A 20,635-nucleotide genomic window follows, 5' to 3' on the forward strand; every position below is an offset into this window, starting at 1 on the left:
GGTGTCCCCAATGTCGCGCGGAGCGGGAAGCGGGATCGTCGACGGCATGAACTCGACGATCGATCCCGGCGCCCAGATCGGCCACGTCCACCTCAAGGTGGCCGACCTCGACCGCGCGCTCGCCTTCTACCGCGATGTCCTCGGCTTCACGGTCACCGGCCGCATCGGCGACCAGCTCGCGTTCCTCGCTGCAGGCGGTTATCACCACCACATCGGGCTGAACACGCTCGAGAGCGCGCACGGCACCCCGCCCGCGCCGGCCCACACCGGGCTCTATCACGCCGCGATCCGGTACCCCAGCCGCGCGGCGCTGGCGAAGGCGCTCGCGCAGATCCGGGCGAGCGACTACCCCGTCAGCCACGGCTCCGACCACGGCGCGTCGGAGTCGATCTACCTCACCGATCCTGACGGCAACGGCCTCGAGCTCTACTGGGACCGCCCGTTCGACGAGTGGCCGCGCACGCCCGACGGCGAGCTCGCGCTCGTCAACCTGCCGCTCGACCTGGACGCGTTCAGCCGATGATGCGCTCGGCCTCGTCGGCCGCGCGCGACACCAGGTCGGCGACCTCAGCCGTCGACTGGCGCCAGCGCCCGAGCACGTAGGCGGCGACGATGTCCGGGTCGGTCGAGTCCGGCCGCCCGACGCCGATCCGCACGCGGTGGAAGTCCGCCGACCCCAGCTCGCGCTTCAAGGACTTCAGCCCGTTGTGGCCCGCCAGCCCGCCGCCCAGGCGGGAGCGGATGTCCCCGAACGGCAGATCGATCTCGTCGTGCAACACCACCACACGGTCGAGATCGAGCTTGAATGACCCTCGGGCGGGGCCGGCCGAACGCCCCGCCTCGTTCATGTAGGTCTGCGGCTTGAGCACCGCGACGCGGGGGCCGCCGGAACGCGTACGTCCTTCCGAAAGCTCACCCGCGAACTTCTTCTTCGGCTTGGGGAGATCCCAGCGCCGGGCCAACTCCTCCGCGACCTTGAAGCCGACGTTGTGCGGCGTCTCGACGTAGCCGGGCCCGGGGTTGCCGAGCCCGACGATCAGCCAGTCGACCGGTGTGGAGGAGAAGACCTTCAGGACTCGTCGCCCGAGGCGTCGCCCTCGGCGGGCGCCTCGGCGTCGCCCTCGGCCTCAGCCTCGGCGTCGCCCTCACCCACGAGCTGCGTCTCGGTCTCGATCTCATCCTCGACCGGCTCGACGGTCGGCGGGGTGATCGTCGCGATGACGGTCTCGTCAGGGTCGTCGAGCAGCGTGATGCCCGCCGGGGCGGTGACCGCGGAGAGCGTGAGCGTCTCGTTGATCTCCATCGCGGAGACGTCGTGCGTGATCGAGTCCGGGATGTCACCCGGCAGCGCCTCGATGTTGACCTCGCGCGTCTCCTGGGAGAGCACGCCGCCCTGGACGACGCCAGGCGCCTCGTCGGCGCCGAGCAGCTCGAGGACGACGGTCGTCTGGATCGTCTCGTTCATGTTCACGCGGAGGAAGTCCACGTGCATGATGTCCCCGCGCACCGGATGGCGCTGGAGGTCCTTGACGAGCACAGGAGCGCTCTTGCCACCGTCGACGGAGATGTCGAGGATCGCTCCCGAGTGGGCGAGCGTGTTGCGGAGGATCCGCGCGTCAACGGAGAAGTGAGACGGCTCACCGTCACCGCCGTAGATGACGCCGGGCACCTCGCCCGAGCGGCGGAGCCGCCGGGCGGTACGCGAGCCCTCGGGGTCGCGGGCGTTGAGGGAAAGCTTCGTGGAGTCGGCCATGATCTGAGTTGTCACCGCGGGCATGGGTAGTCGGCGCGATGAGCGGCCGAGCATGGTAGCGAACCTGGGTTATGGACAGCGGGCCGAGTGGGTAATCATTGAGCAATGTCCCCCGACGCGGAGCTGCTTGTGATCTTCGGCGTTCTCCACCTCGTGGCCCTCGTGCTGGGCGGCGCGCTCTTCTTGATGTTCCTTCGGTCCGACGGCGCGTCTTCTTGGTCCGGCGACGACGAGGACGACTCCGGCGGCGGCGGCAACGACCGCATCTCGGACAAGCCCAAGACCTCGCCCTCAGGCGGCATCCCGCTCCCGTTCGCCGTCCAGTCGGACAAGCGCATGCGCACGGGTCACGACAAGCTCGCGGACCCCGGCCGCCGCCGGGTCCGGACGCGCAAGCCCGTGGAGCCCGCGCGCCCGAGCCGTCGCCGCGTGACTAGGTAGCCGGGACGAACTGCTGCGTCGACTTGTACCAGCGCTGGACCTCGGCCCAGGCCGGCTTGCGTACGCCGTCGTACGTGATCAGGCCCTTCTGGTGGATCGGGTTCGTCGGCCGCGGGTTGCCGCCGTCCCAGCCCGGTCGCACCCAGAACTCGTTCAGCGCCCAGTAGATCGCCCCGCTGAGCCACGGCTTGGAGCCGATCACGCCCAGCTGGTAGTTGATCCACTCGTTCTGGAAGGCCCAGGTGCCCTTCTCCTCGGCCGGGCCGTCGCGGTTGGCCTCCGCGCCGAACTCGGTGATCATCAGCGCCTGGTTGGGGTAGCAGGCGCGGGCCGCGTCGAGGTAGCCGGAGAGCTTGGTGCGGTCGAAGATCTGGCCGCTCGGCCCCGGGTACCAGCCGAAGTAGTCGTTGAGCCCGAGCACGTCGAGTGACTTGTACTCGGCCGCCTGGCAGAGCGAGCTCGGGTACGCCGCGACCGCGAGGCCCACGGGCCGCGTCGGGTCCATCTGCTTGGCGAACTTGACCGCGGCGTTGATGTAGGCGACCTGCACCGGTCCCGGCTGGGACGAGAGCTCGTTGCCGACCGACCAGAGCATCACCGACGGGTGGTTCTCGTTGGCGTTGATGTTCTTCGAGAGCTCCTCGACCGCCAGCCGCCGCACCGTGGGCTCCTTCAAGACCTCCGTCTTGACGCTGTAGACCGGGATCTCCGACCAGATCAACAGGCCCAGCCGGTCCGCGAGCTCGTGCGTGTACGGGTGCAGCGGGTAGTGGGTGCGCAGGACGGTCGCGCCGAGCTCCTTGGCGTCGTTGACCAGCTGCTCGCGTCGCGCGTTGTCGATCGCGAAGCCCTGCGCCTTGGAGTCCTCGTGCAGCCCGACGCCGCGGACGTTCAGGTACTGCCCGTTGAGTATCAGCCGCCCGTTGACCACCTTGATCGACCGGATCCCGCTGTGCAGCGAGTAGCCGGCGACCTTCTTGCCGTCCACGCGCACCGTGAAGGCCACGTCGTACAGGTACGGGTCCGACGGCGACCACAGGTGCGGCTTGTCGATCCGGACGCTGTCCGAGAACTCGACGATCGAATCGCGCCCGACGGTCTTGGTCCCCAGATTGAACTTGCGGTCGCCGAACTTGCCCGTGATCTGGGCCCGCTGCCCGTCACGCGCGTAGTTCTTGAGGTTGATCTTCGCGTCGATCCGCGCCGGGCAGGTCGCGCAGTCGATGAGCGGGCGCACGAGGACCTTCTGGAAGTCGAGCTTGTCGACCTTGCGCAGGTAGACCTCGCGCTGGATGCCGGAGTAGTTCCACCAGCCACCGGTCGGGACGCCGTCCGTGTTGAGGCCGGAGGGCGGGAAGTCGGTGATCTTGCGGCGCGAGTCCACACGCACGACGAGCCGGTTCGTGCCCGTGCGCTTGAGCGCCTTGGCGACCATCTCGAACGGGATGTACGCGCCGGTGTTCTCGCCCAGCGGCGTGCCGTTCAGCCACACCTTCGCGCGGTAGTTGACCGACTCGAAGCGGAACACCCACGCCAGGTCGGTGTCCGCGCTCGGCAGCACGAAGTCCTTGCGATACCAGCCGATCCCACCCGCCATCGACTCGTTCGACGGGTCGCCGAGGTTCCACACGTTCGGCACCGTCGTCTTGATCCAGCCGCTCGTCGACGTCTGGCGCATGAAGCGGTTCTTGACGCCCTGGTCCTCGTTGTCCAGCCGGAACAACCACTGCCCGTCGAGCAGGTAGCGGCCCTCCGGACCGTCCTTGTAGAGGGCTTTCTCGGTGGGTTTATCGGCGGCGTGCGCGGCCTGGGGAACGACCAGGAGCAGCACGAATACAGGCAGGAGGAATCGAAGGCGCGACCGCATCACGGGCAATCTCAACACGGGCGGCGGCGGATAGTTCCGCTACGGGCAGGACGATTCACGGCCGATGGGGGCGGAGATCGAGAGCAGTTCGACGGTGGCGCCCGAGAGCGGGCCGTCGCGGCGCACACGCACGCACTGGACGACCGGCAGTCCGTCGCGTCCCGCGCGCCAGGCGACGCGGCCGGTGCCGACAGCGTTGGTCAGCGGGAGTTGGACGCTCGGGCGGTACTGGAGGATCTCGACGTCGCCGGGACGCTTGAGCTTGCTCACGAACGCGTCGGTGGCGGCGGCGCACGCGGGCTCCTTCGCACACGCCGGCGTGTCATGCAGGACCGCCTTGGCGTCCCCGCGCGCCTGGGCCTGGGTGATCTCGAGCACCTTCGAGCGCTCGGTCCCCGTGGCGGTCAGCGATCGCGCGAGCATCGCCGAGATGCCGAGGAAGAAGAACAGCCCGAAGCCGATGACGATGTAGAGCTGCGACCGCTTCACGCGGCCGCAACGCTATCCCGTCTGATGAAAATCTTCGCCTGAGAGTTCGAGGAACCGCTGCACGGACGCCTCCTGGCGGCCCAGCTGCTCCGCCAGCTCGCGGGCGTGTTCGGCGGCCAGCTGGAGGAAGTCCTCGAGGCAGCGCTCCGGGTCGTCCGGCAGCGGATAGACGCGCACGACGTCCTGCTGGCCGACGGCGATCCCCATCGGCGGCCGGCCCGCGGCCAGCGGGCGGGCGCCGCAGACCGCCGTGACGACGATCTGCTTCTCGGGCGAGACGAGCGCGGTCGGGAGCAGCCGGTGGGCGGGCAGGCGGACGTCGAGCTTCAGGCGCCGGTCGACCCGCACGTGGTCTCCGACCATGTCCTCGAACGGCTCGCGCCAGATGTCGAGCACGGTGTCGGCGCCGATCAGGGCGTCGCGCAACGCGCCCGCCTGTTCGGCGAAGAGGTGCTCGGCCTCCGCGCGGTCCTCGGCGGCGGCGAGATCGAGGTCGAGCGGGACGCGCATGAGCTCGTCCTTGCCGACGGCCTCACCGGCCCCGCGGCCGCCGTGGGCGATGTAGGTCTGGATCGTCCCGAGGTCCTTCCGGCCGTGGAAGACCACGGTCAGCGCCTCGGAGAGGCTGAGCGGGGTGACGCGCAAGGCGACCGAGGCCGCGGCCTCGGCGTCGATCAAAGCCCGCTTGAGGATGTCGTCTGCGTGTTCGTCCATGTCGTGCTTCCCAGAGACGAGTATCGGTCCTTGTGCCTAACATCATTACCGCCTCGCGGTCGGATTACGCTACCGCCGATTGGACAGGCCGTCGGAACGGGTATCGTCGGCGTCCGTGAGCTTCATCTACAAGCCGTTCGGCTTCATCCTCGGCATCGTCGCGGGCCTGCTGAGCAGGCGGCTGTTCGACTACACGTGGACGAAGATCGACGACTCGGAGCCGCCGAAGGGCATCACGGAGCAGGCCGCATGGCCGAAGATCCTCACCGCCGCGGCGCTCCAGGGCGTGATCTTCCAGACCACGCGCGTCATCGTCGACCGCTATGGCGCGATGGGCTGGCGCTACCTCACCGGGTTCTGGCCCGGCCCCAAGCAGGTCAAGCTCGACGACGAATGACGAAGCCGCGTTCGCGGTAGTCCGCGAGGGCGTCCTCGAACCCGGCGAAGTCCTGCTGCACGAGACGTTGCAGCGGGCTCGGGTCGCCGGCGCGCAGCCACGCGCTCGGCGGCGGGCCGGTGCCCTCCTCGAGCAGCTGGAGCAGGATCATGATCTCCGGCCGCAGGTCCTCCTCGCCCGTGATGACCGCGATGGGGTCGCTTCCGAGGGTCTGCAGCAGCTCCTCGTCGGTGAGGCCCAGGACGGTCTGCAGGCGTGCGGCGCTCAGAACAGCTGGTTCTCGCCGCCGAAGACCTCGGCGACGGAGTCGTCGGTGAAGATACGGCGGATCGAGTCCGTCAGCAGGTCGGCGACGGACAGCACCGTGATGTTGTCCGGGGCGCCGGGGCGCAACGGGATCGTGTCCGTGGTGACGATCCGCTCGAACGGGCTCGCCGCGAGGTTCTCGAAGGCGTTGCCGGAGAGCACCGGGTGGGTGGCGGCGGCGAAGACGCGGCGCGCGCCCTCGTCCTTGACCGTCTCCCCCGCGGCGCGCAGCGTGCCGGCGGTGTCGATGATGTCGTCGACGATCACGGCGGTCTTGTCCTTCACGTCGCCGATCACGTAGGCGATCTCCGCCACCTGCTGGGCCGGGCGCTCCTTGTTGAGGATCGCCAGCTCGGCGCCGACCTTCTCCGCGAACTTCTTGGCCAGCTTCACGCGGCCCGCGTCGGGGCTGACCACGACCAGGTCCTCGAGCTGCTGGTCGCGGAAGTACTGCGTGAGGATGAACATCGCCGTCATGTGGTCCACGGGCTTGGAGAAGAAGCCCTGCACCTGGCCGGCGTGGAGGTCCATGGTCAGCACGCGGTCCGCGCCCGCGGCCTCGAGCATGTGGGCGACGAGGCGGCTGGAGATCGGCTCGCGCGGCGCCGACTTCTTGTCCTGGCGGCTGTAGCCGAACCACGGCGTCACGGCGATCACGCGGTGCGCGGAGGCACCCACCGCCGCGTCGATCATGATCAGCAGCTCCATCAGCGCGTCGTTGGCGGTGATCCCCGTCTCCGGATTCCCGCACGTCGGCTGGACGATGAAGACGTCAGCGCCTCGGATCGACTCCTCGTAGCGGCAGTACACCTCGCCGTTGGAGAAGGTCTTGAGGGTGACTCCGCCGAGCTCGAGGCCCAGCTTGTTGGCGATCTTCGCGGCGAGCTCGGGATTCGAGCGGCCGGCGAAGAGCATCAGCCGCTTGTCATAGCCGCTGAGCGGCAGTGACGTGGCCGATGAGGTTCTAGGCGACAGGGCGCTCACGGCATGAGGGAGTGTACGTCGGGCGGCGGTCGTCACGGCTTCCGGCGTTCCGCATAGTCCGCGATGTTCGTCTGCCGGGCGCGGGCGATCCCGAGCGCGTTCTCCGGGACGTCCTCGGTGATGACGCTCCCAGCGCCGGTGAAGGCGCCGTCGCCGACCTCGACCGGGGCGACGAATGCGGTGTCAACGCTCGTTCTCACGTTGGACCCGATTTTAGTGCGGTGCTTCTTGAAGCCGTCGTAGTTGGCCGTGATGTTGCCGGCGCCGATGTTCGTGTTCTCACCCACGTCGGCGTCACCGATGTAGGACAGGTGCGGGACCTTCGTGCCCTTGCCGATGCTCGAGTTCTTGATCTCCACGAACGCGCCGGCCTTGGCGTTCGGGTGCAGGTGGGCGTCGGGGCGCAGGTAGGCGAACGGGCCGATCGTGCCGTGGTCGTCGACGCGCGCCTTGACCAGGTAGGAGTGTGGGATCGACACCCCGTCGCCGATCTGCGAGTCCGTGATCGTCGTGAACGGGCCGATGCGGCAGTCGTTTCCGATCGTCGTTGCGCCCTTGAGGACCGTGCCGGGCTCGATCACCGTGTCGCGGCCGATGTCGACCTCGACGTCGATGTGCGCCGTGTCGAGGTCGACGATCGTGACCCCATTGCGGGCGTGCCACTCGTTGATGCGCCTTTGCGCCAACTTGCGCACCTGCTCGAGCTCGACCCGGTCGTTGACGCCGAGCGTGATCGTGAAATCCGTGACCAGGTGACCGGCGATCGTCTCGCCCGCTTCCCGCAGCTTCGGGAGGGTGTCCGGCAGGTACAGCTCGTTCTGCGCGTTGTCGGAGTCGATGTTCTGGAGCGCCTCGAGGAGGTGCTTCCCGCCGAACGCGTAGACCCCGGTGTTGACCTCGCGGATCGCGAGCTGCTCGGGCGTCGCGTCGCCGGCGGCGCCCTTGGCCTCGACGACGCGCGTCACGTTGCCGTGCTCGTCCCTGAGGACGCGGCCGTACTGCGCGGGGTCGTCAGGCTCCATCGTCGCCATCGTGGCCGCCGCGCCGCTCTCCTCGTGCGCGGCGACGAGCTCCCTGATCGCCTCAGACGAGATCAGCGGCACGTCGCCGTTGATGATCACCACGGTGGCGTCCGGGGCGATGTGCTCCGTGGCAGCGGCGACCGCACCACCGGTCCCGTTGGGCTCGGGCTGCACGGCGAGGGCGACGTCGTCGGGCAGCCAGTCCTCGAGCCGCCGCTTCGGGTTGTCGACGACGACGACCTTGCCCGCACCGGCCTCCTGCGCGGCGGTCACCGGCCAGAGGATCAGCGGGCGCCCGCAGAGCGGGTGGAGAACCTTGGGCAGCGCGGAACGCATGCGCGTTCCCTCGCCGGCGGCGATGATGACGACCGTGGGCGCGGACACCGCTCGCATCGTAGTATCGGGGCGCCTCTACTTTGGTGGGGAGTCGTCCAACAGGCCAGGACACCGGGTTTTGGTCCCGGGAATCAGGGTTCGAGTCCTTGCTCCCCAGTCGCGGTGCCGTCCGGCACCGATGCGAACATGTGTTCGTGCAGCGCTACGCTCGCGACGAACTCGAAGCCGCGGTCGCCGTGTCGGCGACGATGACCGAGGTGCTGCGCCATTTCGGGCTGCGTCCGGCGGGTGGGAACCACCGTGTCCTGCGCCATTGGCTGACCGAGTGGGAGATCTCGACGGAGCACTTCACGGGAACTCCGCCGCCGCGGGGCCGCGAGCCGATCCCACTCGAAGACGTCCTCGTCGAGAGCTCGCAGTACAGCCGGCGCAGCCTCAAGCAACGGTTGTACGACACCGGTCTCAAGGACAGGGTCTGCGAGCTCTGCGGTCAGAACGAGCTGTGGAACGGGCGCCACATGTCGCTGGTCCTGGACCACATCAACGGCCGCGCCGACGACAATCGACTCGAGAACCTTCGGATCGTCTGCCCGAACTGCAACGCCACGCTCGAAACGCACTGCGGCAAGGCGAATCTGCGAACGATCCAGGACCAGGCATGCGAGCGCTGCGGTCGGTCCTTCCGTCCGAAGTCGGCGAAGCAGCGGTTCTGCTCGCGGGAATGCGGGACGCGCTGGGAGCGGGGCGGGTTGCCGCGGCCGGGAGCGCGGCGGGTGGAGCGGCCGTCGTATGAAGTGCTCGTGAGGGAGGTCGAGGCGGAGGGGTGGCGTGCGGTCGGGCGGCGGTACGGCGTGAGTGACAACGCGGTCCGGAAATGGGTGCGTGGGTACGAGCGCGCACGCGCAGGTGCGCCTTCGGGGAGAGATGGCGTCGAATCGTTCGAATAGCGCCTAGGCTGGCGGCCTCCATGCGCATTCGTTCGTTCGCCGTCGCCGCGGTCGCGGCCTTTCTCGTGCCCGTCGCTCCGGCGTTTGCGGGCGATCCGACCATGCCGTTGTCGCAGGTGCAGGCCGGGATGCAGTGCACCGGCCGGTCGGTGATCCAGGGCACCGCGATCAGCACGTTCGACGTGACGGTGCTGGATGTCGCGGCGGGTGAGGCGGCGGGGATCGGGAACATCCTGATCCAGGTCTCCGGGCCGGCGGTCGACGCGACGGGCATCGGGCCGGGGTTCTCGGGGTCGCCGATCTACTGCCCGGACGCGCAGGGCGTGCAGCGGGTGATCGGGGCGATCTCGCAGTCGGTGAACGAGTACGGCGGGAAGGTGGCGCTGGCGACCTCGATCGACGCGATCCTCGGGACGCCTGTGGACGTGCCGAACCGGCCCGCGTCGACGCGGATGAAGGCGGCGATGGCACGGGCGAAGCCGATCGCCGCGCCGCTGTCCGTGAGTGGGTTGAACGCGCCGCTGGCGAACGCGCTGACGAAGGCGGCCGCGAAGGCGGGGCGGCCGGTGCTGGCGGTGCCGGCGGGGCCGCTGGGATGGTTCCCGCCGCAGACCCTGCAGCCGGGGTCGGCGGTGGCGGTCGGCTACTCCAACGGTGACGTGCGCACGAGCGCGACCGGCACCGTGGCCTACGTCGACGGCGACCGGGTCTGGGTCTTCGGCCACGAGCTGGAGGGCAACGGCAAGCGGGCGCTGCTCCTGCAGGACGCATACGTCTACAAGATCATCAACAACCCGCTGCAGATCGGGGCGATCGCTTCGACCTACAAGCTCGCGGCGTCGGGCCACGATCTGGGCACGGTCACCAATGACGGCTTCAGCGCGGTCACGGGCCGGACGGGCGTGTTCCCGCACACGGTGCCGATCCAGGTAATCGCCGATGACGAGGACACCAAGGGCCGCAACGTGGTCAACACGGGCGCGGCGGACGAGGCGGCGGTCGACCTGCCGAGCGGCGGGTCGTGGACGTCGGCGATCGCGCCGCTGGCCGTCACCCAGGGGATCAGCAGCGTGCTCGGCAGCGTGCCGGGCCGCCTGACCGGCGAGATGTGCGCGCGGATCACGGTCGCGGAGATCAAGAAGCCGCTGCGGTTCTGCAACCGCTACGTGTCGGCGAGCGGCGGCCAGAGCGAGGACGGCGGCGCGTCGAACGCGGTGCTCAGCGGCGCGGCCAACGACCTCGGCTCCGCGCTCGCCTCGATCGACGCCTACACCGGCACGCCCCCGAACGTGACCGGCGTCAACGTGCAGGTGAAGGTCCACCGCGGCACCGACCAGGCGTTCATCCGCGACATCTCGCTGCCCGAGAACGTGCGCGCGGGCCAGAAGGTCAAGGTCAAGGTCAAGCTCCAGGTCGTGCGCGGCAAGAGGCTCACCCGCACCTACTCGATGACGATCCCGCGCGACACCCACTCCGGTCGCCAGACGCTGCGCCTCGTCGGCCAGGACGCCGACCAGGGCGCCGACGCCTTCACGACGATCATCCTCGGCGGGGACGAGGAGCAGAACGAGGGCGGCGACCCGGGCCCGGCGTCGCTCGACGAGCTCGCCGCCCAGGTCCGCTCGACGGCGCGCTACGACGGCGTCTCGCTGCGCATCGGCCGCGTCCGCGGCGAGGCGTTCCGCGACGACGACTACCGCATCTCCGGCCAGGCCGAGACGACGATCCGCGTGTCGCGCTAGGGGCGCATCACCTTGGGCGGTGGGCCGCCAGGCCCACGTCAGTCCGAAGCGGCGAAGCGGTAGACGATGCCCGGGGGCTTCGGGGCGTCGATGTGCGGGAGCGCGGCGCGCAGCACGGACGCGAACGCGTCGGCGGATGCCGCCATGTTCTCCACGAGCGCCTCGACGGGGGTCGCGTCGTCCTTGACGCCGTTGGCGTAGTCGGTGAGGAAGCCGAGGAGCGCGTAGGGAAGCTCCAGCTCGCCGCTCAGCACCGTCTCCGGGCCGGCGGTCTGCGACACCGCGGTGACGCCCGCCGCCGCCAGCGACCGGATCTCGGCCGCCGTGTTGAAGCGGGGTCCGTCGACGTGTCCGTAGACGCCGCCGTCGCGAACCGGCACGCCCGCGTCGGCCGCGCCCGCAAGCAAGGCGCCCCGCAACTCCGACGAGAACGGGCCCTCGTAGATCCAGTGCCCGCGGTCGACCGCTCCCGGCTCGGTGAAGTACGTGCACAACGACCCGTCGGGCAGCCGGTTCGACAGGAAGTGGAGGTCGTCGAAGCAGACCAGGGACCCCAGCGAAGCCGACGGATCGACCGCGCCGCACACCGTCACGGCCAACACACCCACCGCACCCGCGGCCTTCAGCGCCGCGATGTTGGCGCGGTGCGTCACCTGGTTGGAAAGCCGCGGATGGCCCGGCCCGTGGCGGGAGATGTGGATCACCTCGACACCCGCCCACGTTCCGCGCGACAGCAGGACCTCGCCCCACGGCGTGTACTCCGGTAGCGGCCCTGAGCTCTCCAGTCCGGGGAGCGCGTAGGTCCCCGACCCGGTCAAGATTCCGATCGCCATACCGGCGGCACGGTATACAGATCTTGTGTTCGCCGCCCTGATCGATGTCGGAGCGAACGTCGGCTACACGGTCGTGTTCGTGCTGATCGCGATCGAGACGATGGGCATCCCCGTGCCGGCGGAGACCGCGCTGATCGGCGCGGCGCTGCTCGCGCACCGCGGCCACATGGACATCGGCACGCTGACGGTCCTCGCGGCGACGGCCGCGATCCTCGGCGACAACGTGGGGTTCGCGATCGGACGGCACTTCGGGCGACGCGTCTTCACCCACCCGGGCCCGCTGCACACCCACCGGCTCAAGGTCCTCGAACACGGCGAGCCGTTCTTCGCCAAGCATGGCCCGAAGGCGGTCTTCCTCGGCCGCTGGGTCGCGGGCCTGCGGATCGCGTCCGCGTGGCTGGCGGGGATGAACAAGATGGCGTGGCCCACGTTCCTGTTCTGGAACGCGCTGGGCGGGATCGCGTGGGCGGCGAGCATCGCGCTCTCGATCTACTTCCTCGGCGACCTCGCCGAGCACGCGATCGAGGTCGTCGGCCCGATCAGCGCCGGCGTCGTGGTCGCCGCGCTGATCGCGTTCTGGCTCTACCGGCGCCGTCGCAAGGCGGTCGAGTCGCGGACCACCAACTCGGGCAGCGACGGCGAGTAGTCCGGCGGCTCCCCGCCCGCGATCGCGGCCAGCAACGCGCTCGCCGCGGCCGCCCCGAACTCCGCGTAGTCGACCCGCACGGACGTCAGGGCCGGCGTCGCGAACGCCGCCAGGAAGGAGTCGTCGAAGCCGACCACCGAGAGATCGTCGGGGACGAGCAGGCCCAACGACCGGGCCGCACCGCAGACCGCCAGGGCGAGCGCGTCCGACGCGCACACGACCGCGGTCGGCTCCTCCCGCAGCAGCGAGACCGCCGCCGCGTGCTGGTCCAGGACGACGTGGCCGAGCGGGCCCGGCGACAGCCCCGCCACGGCCAGAGCCGCGCGCCACGCCGCCTCGCGCAGCCGCTGGTGCTCGAAGTCCGGCCGCCCGGAGAAGAACCCGATCCGCTCGTGTCCGAGCGCGACGAGATGCGCGACCGCGGGCGCGATCCCCTCGTCATGTCGCGTCTCCAGCCACGGGAACGGCGACGACCCGACCGGCCGCCCCGCCAGGACCACGGGCATCGCGGCGGCGGCGAGCAACTCGATCCGCGGGTCGGCGGCCTCGACGTCGGTGAGCAGGAACCCGTCCACCCGCCCCGCGGCGGCCAGCCGCTCGTACGTGGGCAGCGCCGCCGACGCATCGCCCGGCACGATCTGCAGCAGCAGCGCGTAGTCGACCGCGGTCAGCGTCGCCTCGATCCCGGACAGGAAGCGCAGGAAGAACGAGTCGCCCTCGAGCTGCGCCGCCGAGCGCGCCAGCACGAGCCCGACGGCCCGGGTCCGCGCCTCGGTCAGCGCCCGCGCGGACGCCGACGGCTGCCAACCCAGCTCACGCGCCGCCGCAAGAATTCGTTCACGTGTCCCGGAAGAGACGCCGGGCCGGTCGTTGACGGCGAACGACACGGCGGCCGCGGAAACGCCCGCGCGGCGCGCGACATCGGCGATCGTGGGGCGGCGACGCGGCGGGTCTGGGGCGTGTGACGACATTACGGTGGCTCGTCCCACCGCTTACCCACACCCGCGCACGCGTACCCTGCCTGCTCAAGAGAGTTCCGGGGAGGAAGCACGATGCGGGGGAAGCGACTGGTCGCGCTGGGGATGGCGCTGGCTCTGATGCCGGCCACCGCCCATGCCGCCGAGCAGCTGACGGTGACGAAGCGCCTGAAGGACCGGCGGGCGGTCGCGGCCGGTACCCGCGCGTACTCGATCGGCTTCGAGGACGGCCGCTTCTACGCCAACGGCTGGCACATCACGGGCGAGATGGGCGGGATCTGGGCACCGCCGCTCAAGCTGGCCGACGGGATCTGGTTCGGCATCGACGACGACTGGGTCGGCCCGGCGACCAAGTTCACGAGCGGGCGCGGCTTCGTCCGCTACGCGCTGCCGCCGATCGACGGGCTGCTGATGCAGCGGACCGACTTCGCGCCCGACGGCACGCGGGCCGTGCTGTACGGGTTCCAGATCGCGAACCCGACCCCCGCGGCGAAGACGATCACGGTCAAGGTCGACGTCCACTCGGAGCTGATGGGCGCCTATCCGTGGTCGGCCTCCACCCCGGCGGCCGGGGGCAACCTCCCCGACATCGCCACGTTCGAGAACAACGGGCTGACGTTCATGGACCGCGGGACGATCACCGGCGGCGAGCCGCACGACTACACCGCGCTGGTGGCCTCCAACCGCGTTCCCGACGCGGGCGAGGTCGGCCCGGACCACCGCGGCCCGCAGCCGGGCGCGATCTGCAAGGACGGCGACAAGTCCACGCCCAGCGTGTGCGACGACGGCCCGTTCGGCAAGGGCACCGGCGGCCAGCTGCGCTACAAGCTCACGCTCGGCTCGCGCACCGCGCAGACCGTGTGGGTCGCCGTCGCCGGCTCCGACCGCGGGATCGCCGACGCCAAGAAGGAGCTCGCCAAGGCGCTGCAGGACCCGGACGCGCAGTTCGCCGCCAAGGTCGCCGAGCGCGACGAGCTCGCCGCGCGCTCGACGGTCGACCTGCCCGGCGACCGCAAGCTCCAAGAGGCGCTCGACTGGGGCAAGCAGAACCTCGCGGACCTCACGCAGACCGCGACGAACATGCAGATCCGCTTCACGAACCAGGGCAAGGCGTTCCCGGCGCCGGTGCACAACGTCAAGCGCGCGACGTTCATCGGCGCCGGCTACCCCGACTACCCGTGGATCTTCGCCACCGACGGCGAGTACACGGCGTTCGCGGCGGTCGCGCTCGGGCAGTTCGAGGCGATCAAGAACCACCTCAGCGCCCTGCGCGAGATCTCCGACGACCTCAACGCGAACTCGGGCAAGGTGGTCCACGAGACCGTCACCGACGGCTCGGTCTACTTCGGCGCCAACACCGACCCCGGCAACACCGACGAGACGGTCAAGTTCCCGTCCGCCGTCGCGCTGGTCTGGCGCTGGACCGGCGACAACCGCTTCCGCGACCGCATGTACGACTTCAGCCGCCGCGCGCTCAAGTACGTCACCACCAAGCTCGACGCCGACAAGGACGGCTGGCCCGAGGGCCTCGGCAACGTCGAGCGCACGAACATGGGCGAGGAGAAGCTCGACAACGCCGTCTACCTGATCCGCGGCCTCTACGACTTCGCCGACATGGCGAAAGCCAAGAAGAAGACCGCCGACGCGAAGTGGGCGAACGATCTGGCGAACAAGCTGCGCGCGAAGTTCGATGACACCTGGTGGGACCAGACGAGCCAGTACGCCGACTCGCTCAAGACGGGCCAGCAGGTGCAGCAGAAGCACTGGATCGGCGTCACCCCGATGGAGGCCGAGCTGACCCGCAACGGCCTCGCCACCCCGGGCCTCGCGGACGCCGAGAACGCGTCAACCGCGCTTGACGAGCGCGAGACCGATTGCTTCAGCGGCACCGACCCGCTCAACCTCGGCCTCTTCCACACCGGCTGCGAAGGCGGCCCGGACGGCAAGGGCGAGGCGATCGTGTACTCGCTCACGAACTCGGTCGCCGCCGTCGCCGAGGGCAACTACGGGCGCATGACCGAGGAGCAGCAGCGCCGCTACACGGACGCCAACGCGCTGCCGATGCTCGAGCCCGACGAGATGCCGGGCGCGCTGCCGGAGACGCTTCCCTCCCCCGACCAGGACGCCAACATCGGACGCTGCTGGACCTGCCGCTCGATGTTCATGCAGGCGTGGGGCCAGTACGGGATCGCCTGGCCGGTGATCCACCAGCAGCTCGGCGTGCGCCCGTCGATCGGGACCGGCAAGCTCGAGATCGTCCCGCAGATCCCCGAGGGCCAGAAGCGCATCGCCGGCAAGGACATCCGGCTCGGCAAGGGCGCCGCGGCGGTCGAGGCGACGGTCAGCGGCAGCAAGTACACGACGACGACCACGGTCGAGGCGATCGAGGGCGTCAAGGAGGTGCGCGTCGGCGCGACGCTCCCCGCCGGCGAGGAGGCGAGCTCGGTCACGCTCGACGGCGAGAAGGTGTCCAAGCCGACTGTTCGCGAGACCAACCGCGGCGTCGAGGTCACCGTCAAGGTCCCGACGTCTGGCAAGCACGTGGTAGTCGTGCGTTCATAGCGGGTACCGCCTCCCACGGGAGGTACGCGTATGCGATGGAGGAGCGCGCTCACGTTGAGCGCGGCAATGGCGCTTGTGCCGGCGGTGGCGCAGGCGCAGTCCGAGCTGTCCGTCCAGGACCGGCTGCAGGACCGCCGGGAGGTGGCCGCGGGCACGCGGTCGTACTCGGTCGGCTTCCAGGACGGCCGCTTCTACGCGAACGGCTGGCACATCACGGGTGAGATGGGCGGCATCTGGGCGCCGCCGCTCAAGCTCGCGGACGGCGTCTGGTTCGGCGTCGACGACGCCTGGGTGGGAGCGGCGACCAGGTTCACGAGCGGGCGCGGCTACGTCCGCTACGACCTGCCCGACGCGTCGGGCCTGAAGCTGCGCAGGACGGACTTCGCACCCGACGGCAAGCGAGCGATGCTCTATGGGCTGCAGTTGAGCAACCCGGGGAGCGCGGCGAAGACCGTGACGGTCAAGGTCGACGCCCACTCGGAGCTGATGACGGCCTACCCGTGGGGCTGGACGACGCCGAGCGCATCGTCCAACGGCGCCGACACCGGCGCGGTGAGCGATGGCGCGCTGGCCTTCAGCGACGGCTCGTACAGCTCGTTCGTGGCCTCCGACCGCCGCGCCGCCGGCGCCGAGGCCGGTCCCGGCCACTGGGGGGCGCAGCCCGGCACGGTGTGCGCCGCCGACTCGCAGTCGCTCCCGAGCGGGTGCGACGACGGCCCGTACGGCAAGGGCACCGGCGGCCAGCTGCGGTACTCGGTCACGGTCAGGCCCGGCGGCTCGGAGACGGTCTGGATCGCCGTCGCGGCAACGAAGCAGGATCTCGCCGGCGCCCTGCGCGACCCGGACCGCCAGCTCGCGCAGAAGGCCGGCGACCGGGCAAGGCTCGGCGAGTACTCGAAGGTCGACCTGCCGGGCGACCGGCAGCTGCAGGAGGCGATCGACTGGGGCAAGCAGAACCTGGCCGACCTCACGCAGACCGCGACCGACCTGAACCTGCGCTTCACCGACGAGGGCAAGGCCTTCCCGCCCCCGATCGCGAAGATCCCGAGCGTCACCTTCTTCGGCGCCGGCTACCCGGACTACCCGTGGCTGTTCGCCACCGACGGCGAGTACACGGCGTTCGCGGCGGTCGCACTCGGGCAGTTCGACACGATCAAGGCGCACCTGATCGCGCTGCGTGACATCAGCGATGCGTTGAACGAGCGCTCGGGCAAGGTCGCCCACGAGATCGTCACCGACGGCTCGGTCTACTACGGCGCCAACTCGAGCCCCGGCAACACGGACGAGACCGCCAAGTTCCCGAGCGCCGTGGCGCTGGTGTGGCGCTGGACGGGCGACGACCGGTTCCGGGACTCCCTGTACGACTTCTCGGTCCGGAACCTGAAGTACATCGTCACCACGCTCGACAAGGACGGCGACGGCTGGCCCGAAGGCCTCGGCAACGTCGAGCGCACCGGCATGGGGCCGGAGAAGCTCGACAACACCGTCTACTTCATCCGCGGCCTCTACGACCTCGCCGACATGGCGCAGGCCAAGCACGACCGGGGCACCGAACGCTGGGCGGGCGGGCTGGCGGACAAGCTGCGGGCGAGGTTCGACCCGCAGTGGTGGGACGCGGCATCGAGCCAGTACGCGGACTCGCTGAGCGACACCAACACCCGCATCCAGCAGAAGCACTGGATCGGCGTCACCCCGATGGAGATCGAGCTGACCGACGACGGCGAGACGATCCCCGGCCTCGCGCCCGCCGATCACGGCGCCGCCGCGCTGGCACAGCGCGAGACGGACTGCTACAGCGGCACGCCGCCGTTCAACCCCGGCCTGTTCCACACCGGCTGCGGCGGCGGCCCGACCGGGGCGGGCGAGCGGATCATCTACTCGCTCGGCAACTCGATCCAGGCCGTCGGCGAGGGCAACTACGGTCGCTCGGCGAAGCGCTACACGGACGCCAACGCGGCGCCGATGCTCCAGCCCGACGAACAGCCGGGCGCGCTGCCCGAGGTCCTGCCGTCACCGGACCAGAACGCGAACATCGACCGCTGCTGGTCGTGCCGCTCGATGGTCATGCAGGCCTGGGGCCAGTACGGCACCGCCTGGCCGGTGATCCATCAGCAGCTCGGCGTGCGACCCTCGCTGGGCACAGGCCGGCTCGACGTCGTCCCGCAGGTCCCCGACGGCCAGCCGAGCGTCGCGGGCCGCAACATCCGGCTCGGTGACGGCTCCGTCGACGTGGCGGCCACGCCGAGCTCGACCACCGTGACCGTCCGCACCCGCCTGCGGGAGCTGAACGTCGGCCTGACGCTCAAGCGCCCGCCGTCGAAGGTGACGCTCGACGGCCGGACCGTCCGCAGGCCCGACGTCCGGCAGACGAACCGCGGCTACGAGGTGACCGTCAAGACGCCGCCCAACGGAAGGCACACGGTCGAGGTTCGCTGAAGGACGGTCGGCCCGCCTGATGTGGTGCAGCCGCTGCGGATGCGCCACAGCAGGTGTGCCGGAATCCTTCAGCGGGCCTCTATAGCTCGCTAGCTGACACCGCGCCCGCTTGGAACGCGACCTCTACGAGCTTGGCGCGCTTGGCGTTGTGGGGCAGGTCCTCCACGCCGAGCCGCTCGTAGAGGTCGTGCAGGTGCGCCTTCACGCGGGGGACGCTGAGCGCGACCTCGTCGGCGATCGCCTGGTTGGACGCCGGGATCGCGAACGGGCTGCCGTCGCGGTACGGGCGGCAGAGCGCGATCAGCACGCCCCGCTGGGTGGGCGTCAGCGACTCGGCCACCTGCGACTCGGCCGCCGGGCGCGTCTCGCGGTCGGTGCGCTCGCCGGGCGCGCGATACGTGACGACGGTCGCCCCGAGCCGGATCGTGTCGCCGTCGTGCAGCGCCCGCTCGCCGTGCACCCGGTCGCCGTTGAGGTACGTCCCGTTGCGCGAGAGGCCGTGGTCGCCGAGCACCCAGTGCCCGCCCACGAACTCGAGCTCGCAGTGCAGGCGCGAGACCTCGTGGTCGTCGAAGCACAGGTCGCAGGCGGGCTCGCGCCCGAGCGTCAGCCGCCCGTCCCCGGGCAGGACGCGCACCTCAGGGCCGACGACGAGGAACGGCCCGCCCGCGCGCTCGGCGTCGAGCTCGGCCTTGAGTTCGGCGGGGCTGCGGCTGTGCATGACACAGGTCCCGATACCCAGGTCTCGCAAGTCGATACCCGCGGTGGCGAACTCGATCCCCGGGATACCTGAGGATCGCCGCACCGCACGCCATGTTGGAAAGGGGTTCGGCGCGACCTTCCGGCGAAGGAGCGCCGGACCCGAATCATCGGCTTGGACGCTGGTGATGGGCGGCGGGGCCTGGAAGGCCTCGTCGCCCTACCGATCTTTGAGCTCGCGTTTCACGCGCCCGCCCCCGGCACCCGCCTCGGTGGCCGGGCCGCGCGGGGCCGCGATGCCGAGCACCCGCATCGCCTTCAGCCCGAGGCCGAGCTTCTCGCGGCCGTCGGTCGAGGCCACGTCCAGCGACGTCAGGTCCTTCACGCGCTCGAGCCGGTAGCGGACGGTGTGGCGGTGGGTGTACAACCGCGCCGCGGTCCCGGCGACGTTGCCGTCGGCGTCCAGGAACGTCTCCAGCGTCTGCACGAGGTCGGTCTCGTATTGGTCGTCGTACGCGACCAGCGGGGCGACCGTCTCGGCGTAGAAGCGCTGCAGCTCCGCCGGGTCCTCGCTCATCGCGGGCAGCAGCAGCCGGTAGGCGCCGGTGTCCTCGAAGGCGAGCATCGCGACGCCGTCACCGGAGGCGTCGGCGGTGGCGACGTTGGCGGCCAGCAGGGCCTCGTTGCCCGCGCGGTAGAGGTCGACCGGGTCGTGCGCGATCCGCGAGTAGCCGAGCGTGAACGTGAAGCCGTGGACCGACGCGTGCAGCTCGCGCGAGATCCCGTCGGCCACGCGGCGCAGTCCGGCGACGCCCGATGTCGGCAGCAGTACGACGACGTGGCCGGCCGGGTCGGCGGTGCTCTCGAGCACGGCGGCGAGCGAGCCGGCGGCGCCCGCGCGGGCGGCCCGCTCGGCGGCGGCGAGCACGCGGGCGCGCCAGTCGTCGTCGGCCGGGGCGAAGTGGTAGGCGCGCACGACGACCACCGCGCCGCCCTCGGCGAGGTCGGCGCCGAGCTCGGAGGCGCGCGCGAGGATGTCGCCGCGGTCGGTCACCTTGCGCTCGAAGAGCGCGGTGAGGAACGCCGCCTGGGCGGCCTCGGAGGCGCGGTCCGGGGCGCGGAGGCGCTCGACCTCGCTCGCGATCATCGTGGTCGCGATCCGCAGCACGGCGGCGCTGGGCGGCCCGCTTCGGGGCCGCAGGCGCAGGCGGCCGACGACCTCGTCCCCCACCCGCAGCTCATGGGTCTCGACGCCCTCGGCGTCGCGCATCAGCGTCCGCTCGTCCGCCGTCGAGCGCGCGGCGACCGCGAGCACGGAGCTCGAGCGGTCGATCAGGACCAGCGAGGAATCCAGCGCACGCGCGGCGGCCCGGACGACTTCCGGGAGGCCGAGGCCGGATTCGACCGCGTCCGACATCGCGCTGAGCGCGCCGAGGTCCGGCATGGCCGCCTCTTTGCGGGCGGGCGATGACACCCGTAAGAGG

Annotated in this window: 20 protein-coding genes and 1 tRNA gene; 9 read left to right on the top strand and 12 right to left on the bottom strand. The window is 70.5% G+C overall.

Features of this window, described 5'->3' with window-relative positions; translation table 11 throughout:
- The first annotated feature begins 46 nt into the window (after positions 1-46).
- The gene (locus tag G569_RS0137870) at positions 47-523 is read left to right on the top strand and encodes a VOC family protein (RefSeq protein ID WP_028067254.1); all 477 of its coding nucleotides are present in this window, start codon (positions 47-49) and stop codon (positions 521-523) included.
- Here the strand turns inward: G569_RS0137870 and pth are convergent.
- Complete coding sequence (gene pth, locus G569_RS0137875; protein ID WP_028067255.1) at positions 513-1,073, bottom strand: aminoacyl-tRNA hydrolase; 561 nt, start codon at positions 1,071-1,073, stop codon at positions 513-515. The two genes, G569_RS0137870 and pth, sit on opposite strands and share 11 nt — an antisense overlap.
- Positions 1,070-1,753, bottom strand: a complete 684-nt coding sequence (locus tag G569_RS55085) for a 50S ribosomal protein L25 (protein WP_064750562.1) — start codon at positions 1,751-1,753, stop codon at positions 1,070-1,072. The genes pth and G569_RS55085 overlap by 4 nt, the downstream gene beginning before the upstream one ends.
- A gap of 105 nt (positions 1,754-1,858) precedes the next feature.
- Between G569_RS55085 and G569_RS0137885 the strand changes: the two genes are divergently transcribed.
- The gene (locus G569_RS0137885) at positions 1,859-2,194 is read left to right on the top strand and encodes a hypothetical protein (RefSeq protein WP_028067256.1); all 336 of its coding nucleotides are present in this window, start codon (positions 1,859-1,861) and stop codon (positions 2,192-2,194) included.
- Here the strand turns inward: G569_RS0137885 and G569_RS0137890 are convergent.
- The 3 genes from G569_RS0137890 to G569_RS0137900 all read right to left on the bottom strand — a co-directional run bounded on the left by G569_RS0137890 (position 2,187) and on the right by G569_RS0137900 (position 5,264).
- Positions 2,187-4,025: a glycoside hydrolase family 2 protein gene (locus tag G569_RS0137890; protein WP_028067257.1), complete on the bottom strand. Its 1,839-nt coding sequence runs from the start codon at positions 4,023-4,025 to the stop codon at positions 2,187-2,189. The genes G569_RS0137885 and G569_RS0137890 overlap by 8 nt on opposite strands.
- Positions 4,026-4,100: 75 nt before the next feature.
- On the bottom strand, positions 4,101-4,550 hold the full coding sequence (locus G569_RS0137895) for a hypothetical protein (protein ID WP_028067258.1): 450 nt from the start codon (positions 4,548-4,550) through the stop codon (positions 4,101-4,103).
- A 12-nt stretch (positions 4,551-4,562) separates the two neighbouring features.
- Positions 4,563-5,264: a hypothetical protein gene (locus G569_RS0137900; RefSeq protein WP_028067259.1), complete on the bottom strand. Its 702-nt coding sequence runs from the start codon at positions 5,262-5,264 to the stop codon at positions 4,563-4,565.
- Between the two features lie 115 nt (positions 5,265-5,379).
- Here G569_RS0137900 and G569_RS0137905 point away from each other — a divergent pair, with 115 nt between their 5' ends.
- A complete protein-coding gene (locus G569_RS0137905) occupies positions 5,380-5,661 on the top strand; it encodes a DUF4235 domain-containing protein (protein ID WP_028067260.1) in 282 nt (93 codons plus the stop codon).
- On the opposite strand, the gene G569_RS65740 is transcribed toward G569_RS0137905, so the two are convergent.
- From G569_RS65740 to glmU, 3 genes are all read right to left on the bottom strand, one after another.
- On the bottom strand, positions 5,642-5,812 hold the full coding sequence (locus tag G569_RS65740) for a hypothetical protein (protein WP_245602668.1): 171 nt from the start codon (positions 5,810-5,812) through the stop codon (positions 5,642-5,644). The two genes, G569_RS0137905 and G569_RS65740, sit on opposite strands and share 20 nt — an antisense overlap.
- Positions 5,813-5,925: 113 nt before the next feature.
- Positions 5,926-6,882 (bottom strand): ribose-phosphate diphosphokinase, encoded by a 957-nt coding sequence (locus G569_RS0137915; RefSeq protein ID WP_037501865.1) that lies wholly within the window; start codon positions 6,880-6,882, stop codon positions 5,926-5,928.
- 101 nt (positions 6,883-6,983) lie between these two features.
- Positions 6,984-8,366 (bottom strand): bifunctional UDP-N-acetylglucosamine diphosphorylase/glucosamine-1-phosphate N-acetyltransferase GlmU, encoded by a 1,383-nt coding sequence (gene glmU / locus G569_RS0137920; protein WP_037501868.1) that lies wholly within the window; start codon positions 8,364-8,366, stop codon positions 6,984-6,986.
- Between the two features lie 27 nt (positions 8,367-8,393).
- On the opposite strand from glmU, the gene G569_RS0137925 reads away from it, so the two are divergent.
- From G569_RS0137925 to G569_RS0137935, 3 genes are all read left to right on the top strand, one after another.
- Positions 8,394-8,466 (top strand) — tRNA-Gln (locus tag G569_RS0137925).
- Between the two features lie 37 nt (positions 8,467-8,503).
- On the top strand, positions 8,504-9,256 hold the full coding sequence (locus tag G569_RS59920; protein WP_157592586.1) for an HNH endonuclease signature motif containing protein: 753 nt from the start codon (positions 8,504-8,506) through the stop codon (positions 9,254-9,256).
- A gap of 20 nt (positions 9,257-9,276) precedes the next feature.
- Positions 9,277-10,998, top strand: a complete 1,722-nt coding sequence (locus G569_RS0137935) for a hypothetical protein (protein WP_028067263.1) — start codon at positions 9,277-9,279, stop codon at positions 10,996-10,998.
- A gap of 38 nt (positions 10,999-11,036) precedes the next feature.
- Here G569_RS0137935 and G569_RS0137940 read toward each other — a convergent pair whose 3' ends face one another.
- A complete protein-coding gene (locus G569_RS0137940; RefSeq protein ID WP_028067264.1) occupies positions 11,037-11,831 on the bottom strand; it encodes an MTAP family purine nucleoside phosphorylase in 795 nt (264 codons plus the stop codon).
- Between the two features lie 25 nt (positions 11,832-11,856).
- Here G569_RS0137940 and G569_RS0137945 point away from each other — a divergent pair, with 25 nt between their 5' ends.
- The gene (locus G569_RS0137945) at positions 11,857-12,477 is read left to right on the top strand and encodes a DedA family protein (protein WP_053227616.1); all 621 of its coding nucleotides are present in this window, start codon (positions 11,857-11,859) and stop codon (positions 12,475-12,477) included.
- Here the strand turns inward: G569_RS0137945 and G569_RS0137950 are convergent.
- The gene (locus tag G569_RS0137950; RefSeq protein ID WP_028067266.1) at positions 12,414-13,448 is read right to left on the bottom strand and encodes a LacI family DNA-binding transcriptional regulator; all 1,035 of its coding nucleotides are present in this window, start codon (positions 13,446-13,448) and stop codon (positions 12,414-12,416) included. The two genes, G569_RS0137945 and G569_RS0137950, sit on opposite strands and share 64 nt — an antisense overlap.
- 81 nt (positions 13,449-13,529) lie before the next feature.
- Between G569_RS0137950 and G569_RS0137955 the strand changes: the two genes are divergently transcribed.
- Both G569_RS0137955 and G569_RS55095 read left to right on the top strand, forming a co-directional pair.
- Positions 13,530-16,016 carry a glucosidase family protein gene (locus tag G569_RS0137955; protein ID WP_028067267.1) on the top strand — a complete coding sequence of 829 codons (2,487 nt, stop codon included), beginning with the start codon at positions 13,530-13,532 and terminating at the stop codon, positions 16,014-16,016.
- A 66-nt stretch (positions 16,017-16,082) separates the two neighbouring features.
- Positions 16,083-18,452 (top strand): glucosidase family protein, encoded by a 2,370-nt coding sequence (locus tag G569_RS55095; protein WP_211233194.1) that lies wholly within the window; start codon positions 16,083-16,085, stop codon positions 18,450-18,452.
- Between the two features lie 79 nt (positions 18,453-18,531).
- On the opposite strand, the gene G569_RS0137965 is transcribed toward G569_RS55095, so the two are convergent.
- Positions 18,532-19,173, bottom strand: coding sequence for an FHA domain-containing protein (locus G569_RS0137965; protein WP_157592587.1), 642 nt, complete (start codon positions 19,171-19,173; stop codon positions 18,532-18,534).
- 198 nt (positions 19,174-19,371) lie between these two features.
- A complete protein-coding gene (locus tag G569_RS0137970; protein WP_157592588.1) occupies positions 19,372-20,625 on the bottom strand; it encodes a PucR family transcriptional regulator in 1,254 nt (417 codons plus the stop codon).
- Positions 20,626-20,635 lie beyond the last annotated feature (10 nt).

The sequence above is a fragment of the Solirubrobacter soli DSM 22325 genome (assembly GCF_000423665.1).
Taxonomy (GTDB): domain Bacteria; phylum Actinomycetota; class Thermoleophilia; order Solirubrobacterales; family Solirubrobacteraceae; genus Solirubrobacter; species Solirubrobacter soli.

Excerpts from the sequence above, each read along its gene's own strand:
- G569_RS0137870 (WP_028067254.1), top strand. The coding sequence starts at position 47 with ATGAACTCGACGATCGATCCCGGCGCCCAGATCGGCCACGTCCACCTC.
- G569_RS55085 (WP_064750562.1), bottom strand. The coding sequence starts at position 1,753 with ATGGCCGACTCCACGAAGCTTTCCCTCAACGCCCGCGACCCCGAGGGC.
- G569_RS0137885 (WP_028067256.1), top strand. The coding sequence starts at position 1,859 with ATGTCCCCCGACGCGGAGCTGCTTGTGATCTTCGGCGTTCTCCACCTC.
- G569_RS0137900 (WP_028067259.1), bottom strand. The coding sequence starts at position 5,264 with ATGGACGAACACGCAGACGACATCCTCAAGCGGGCTTTGATCGACGCC.
- G569_RS65740 (WP_245602668.1), bottom strand. The coding sequence starts at position 5,812 with ATGATCCTGCTCCAGCTGCTCGAGGAGGGCACCGGCCCGCCGCCGAGC.
- G569_RS0137915 (WP_037501865.1), bottom strand. The coding sequence starts at position 6,882 with ATGCTCTTCGCCGGCCGCTCGAATCCCGAGCTCGCCGCGAAGATCGCC.
- glmU (WP_037501868.1), bottom strand. The coding sequence starts at position 8,366 with ATGCGAGCGGTGTCCGCGCCCACGGTCGTCATCATCGCCGCCGGCGAG.
- G569_RS0137935 (WP_028067263.1), top strand. The coding sequence starts at position 9,277 with ATGCGCATTCGTTCGTTCGCCGTCGCCGCGGTCGCGGCCTTTCTCGTG.
- G569_RS0137940 (WP_028067264.1), bottom strand. The coding sequence starts at position 11,831 with ATGGCGATCGGAATCTTGACCGGGTCGGGGACCTACGCGCTCCCCGGA.
- G569_RS0137950 (WP_028067266.1), bottom strand. The coding sequence starts at position 13,448 with ATGTCGTCACACGCCCCAGACCCGCCGCGTCGCCGCCCCACGATCGCC.
- G569_RS0137955 (WP_028067267.1), top strand. The coding sequence starts at position 13,530 with ATGCGGGGGAAGCGACTGGTCGCGCTGGGGATGGCGCTGGCTCTGATG.
- G569_RS55095 (WP_211233194.1), top strand. The coding sequence starts at position 16,083 with ATGGCGCTTGTGCCGGCGGTGGCGCAGGCGCAGTCCGAGCTGTCCGTC.
- G569_RS0137965 (WP_157592587.1), bottom strand. The coding sequence starts at position 19,173 with ATGCACAGCCGCAGCCCCGCCGAACTCAAGGCCGAGCTCGACGCCGAG.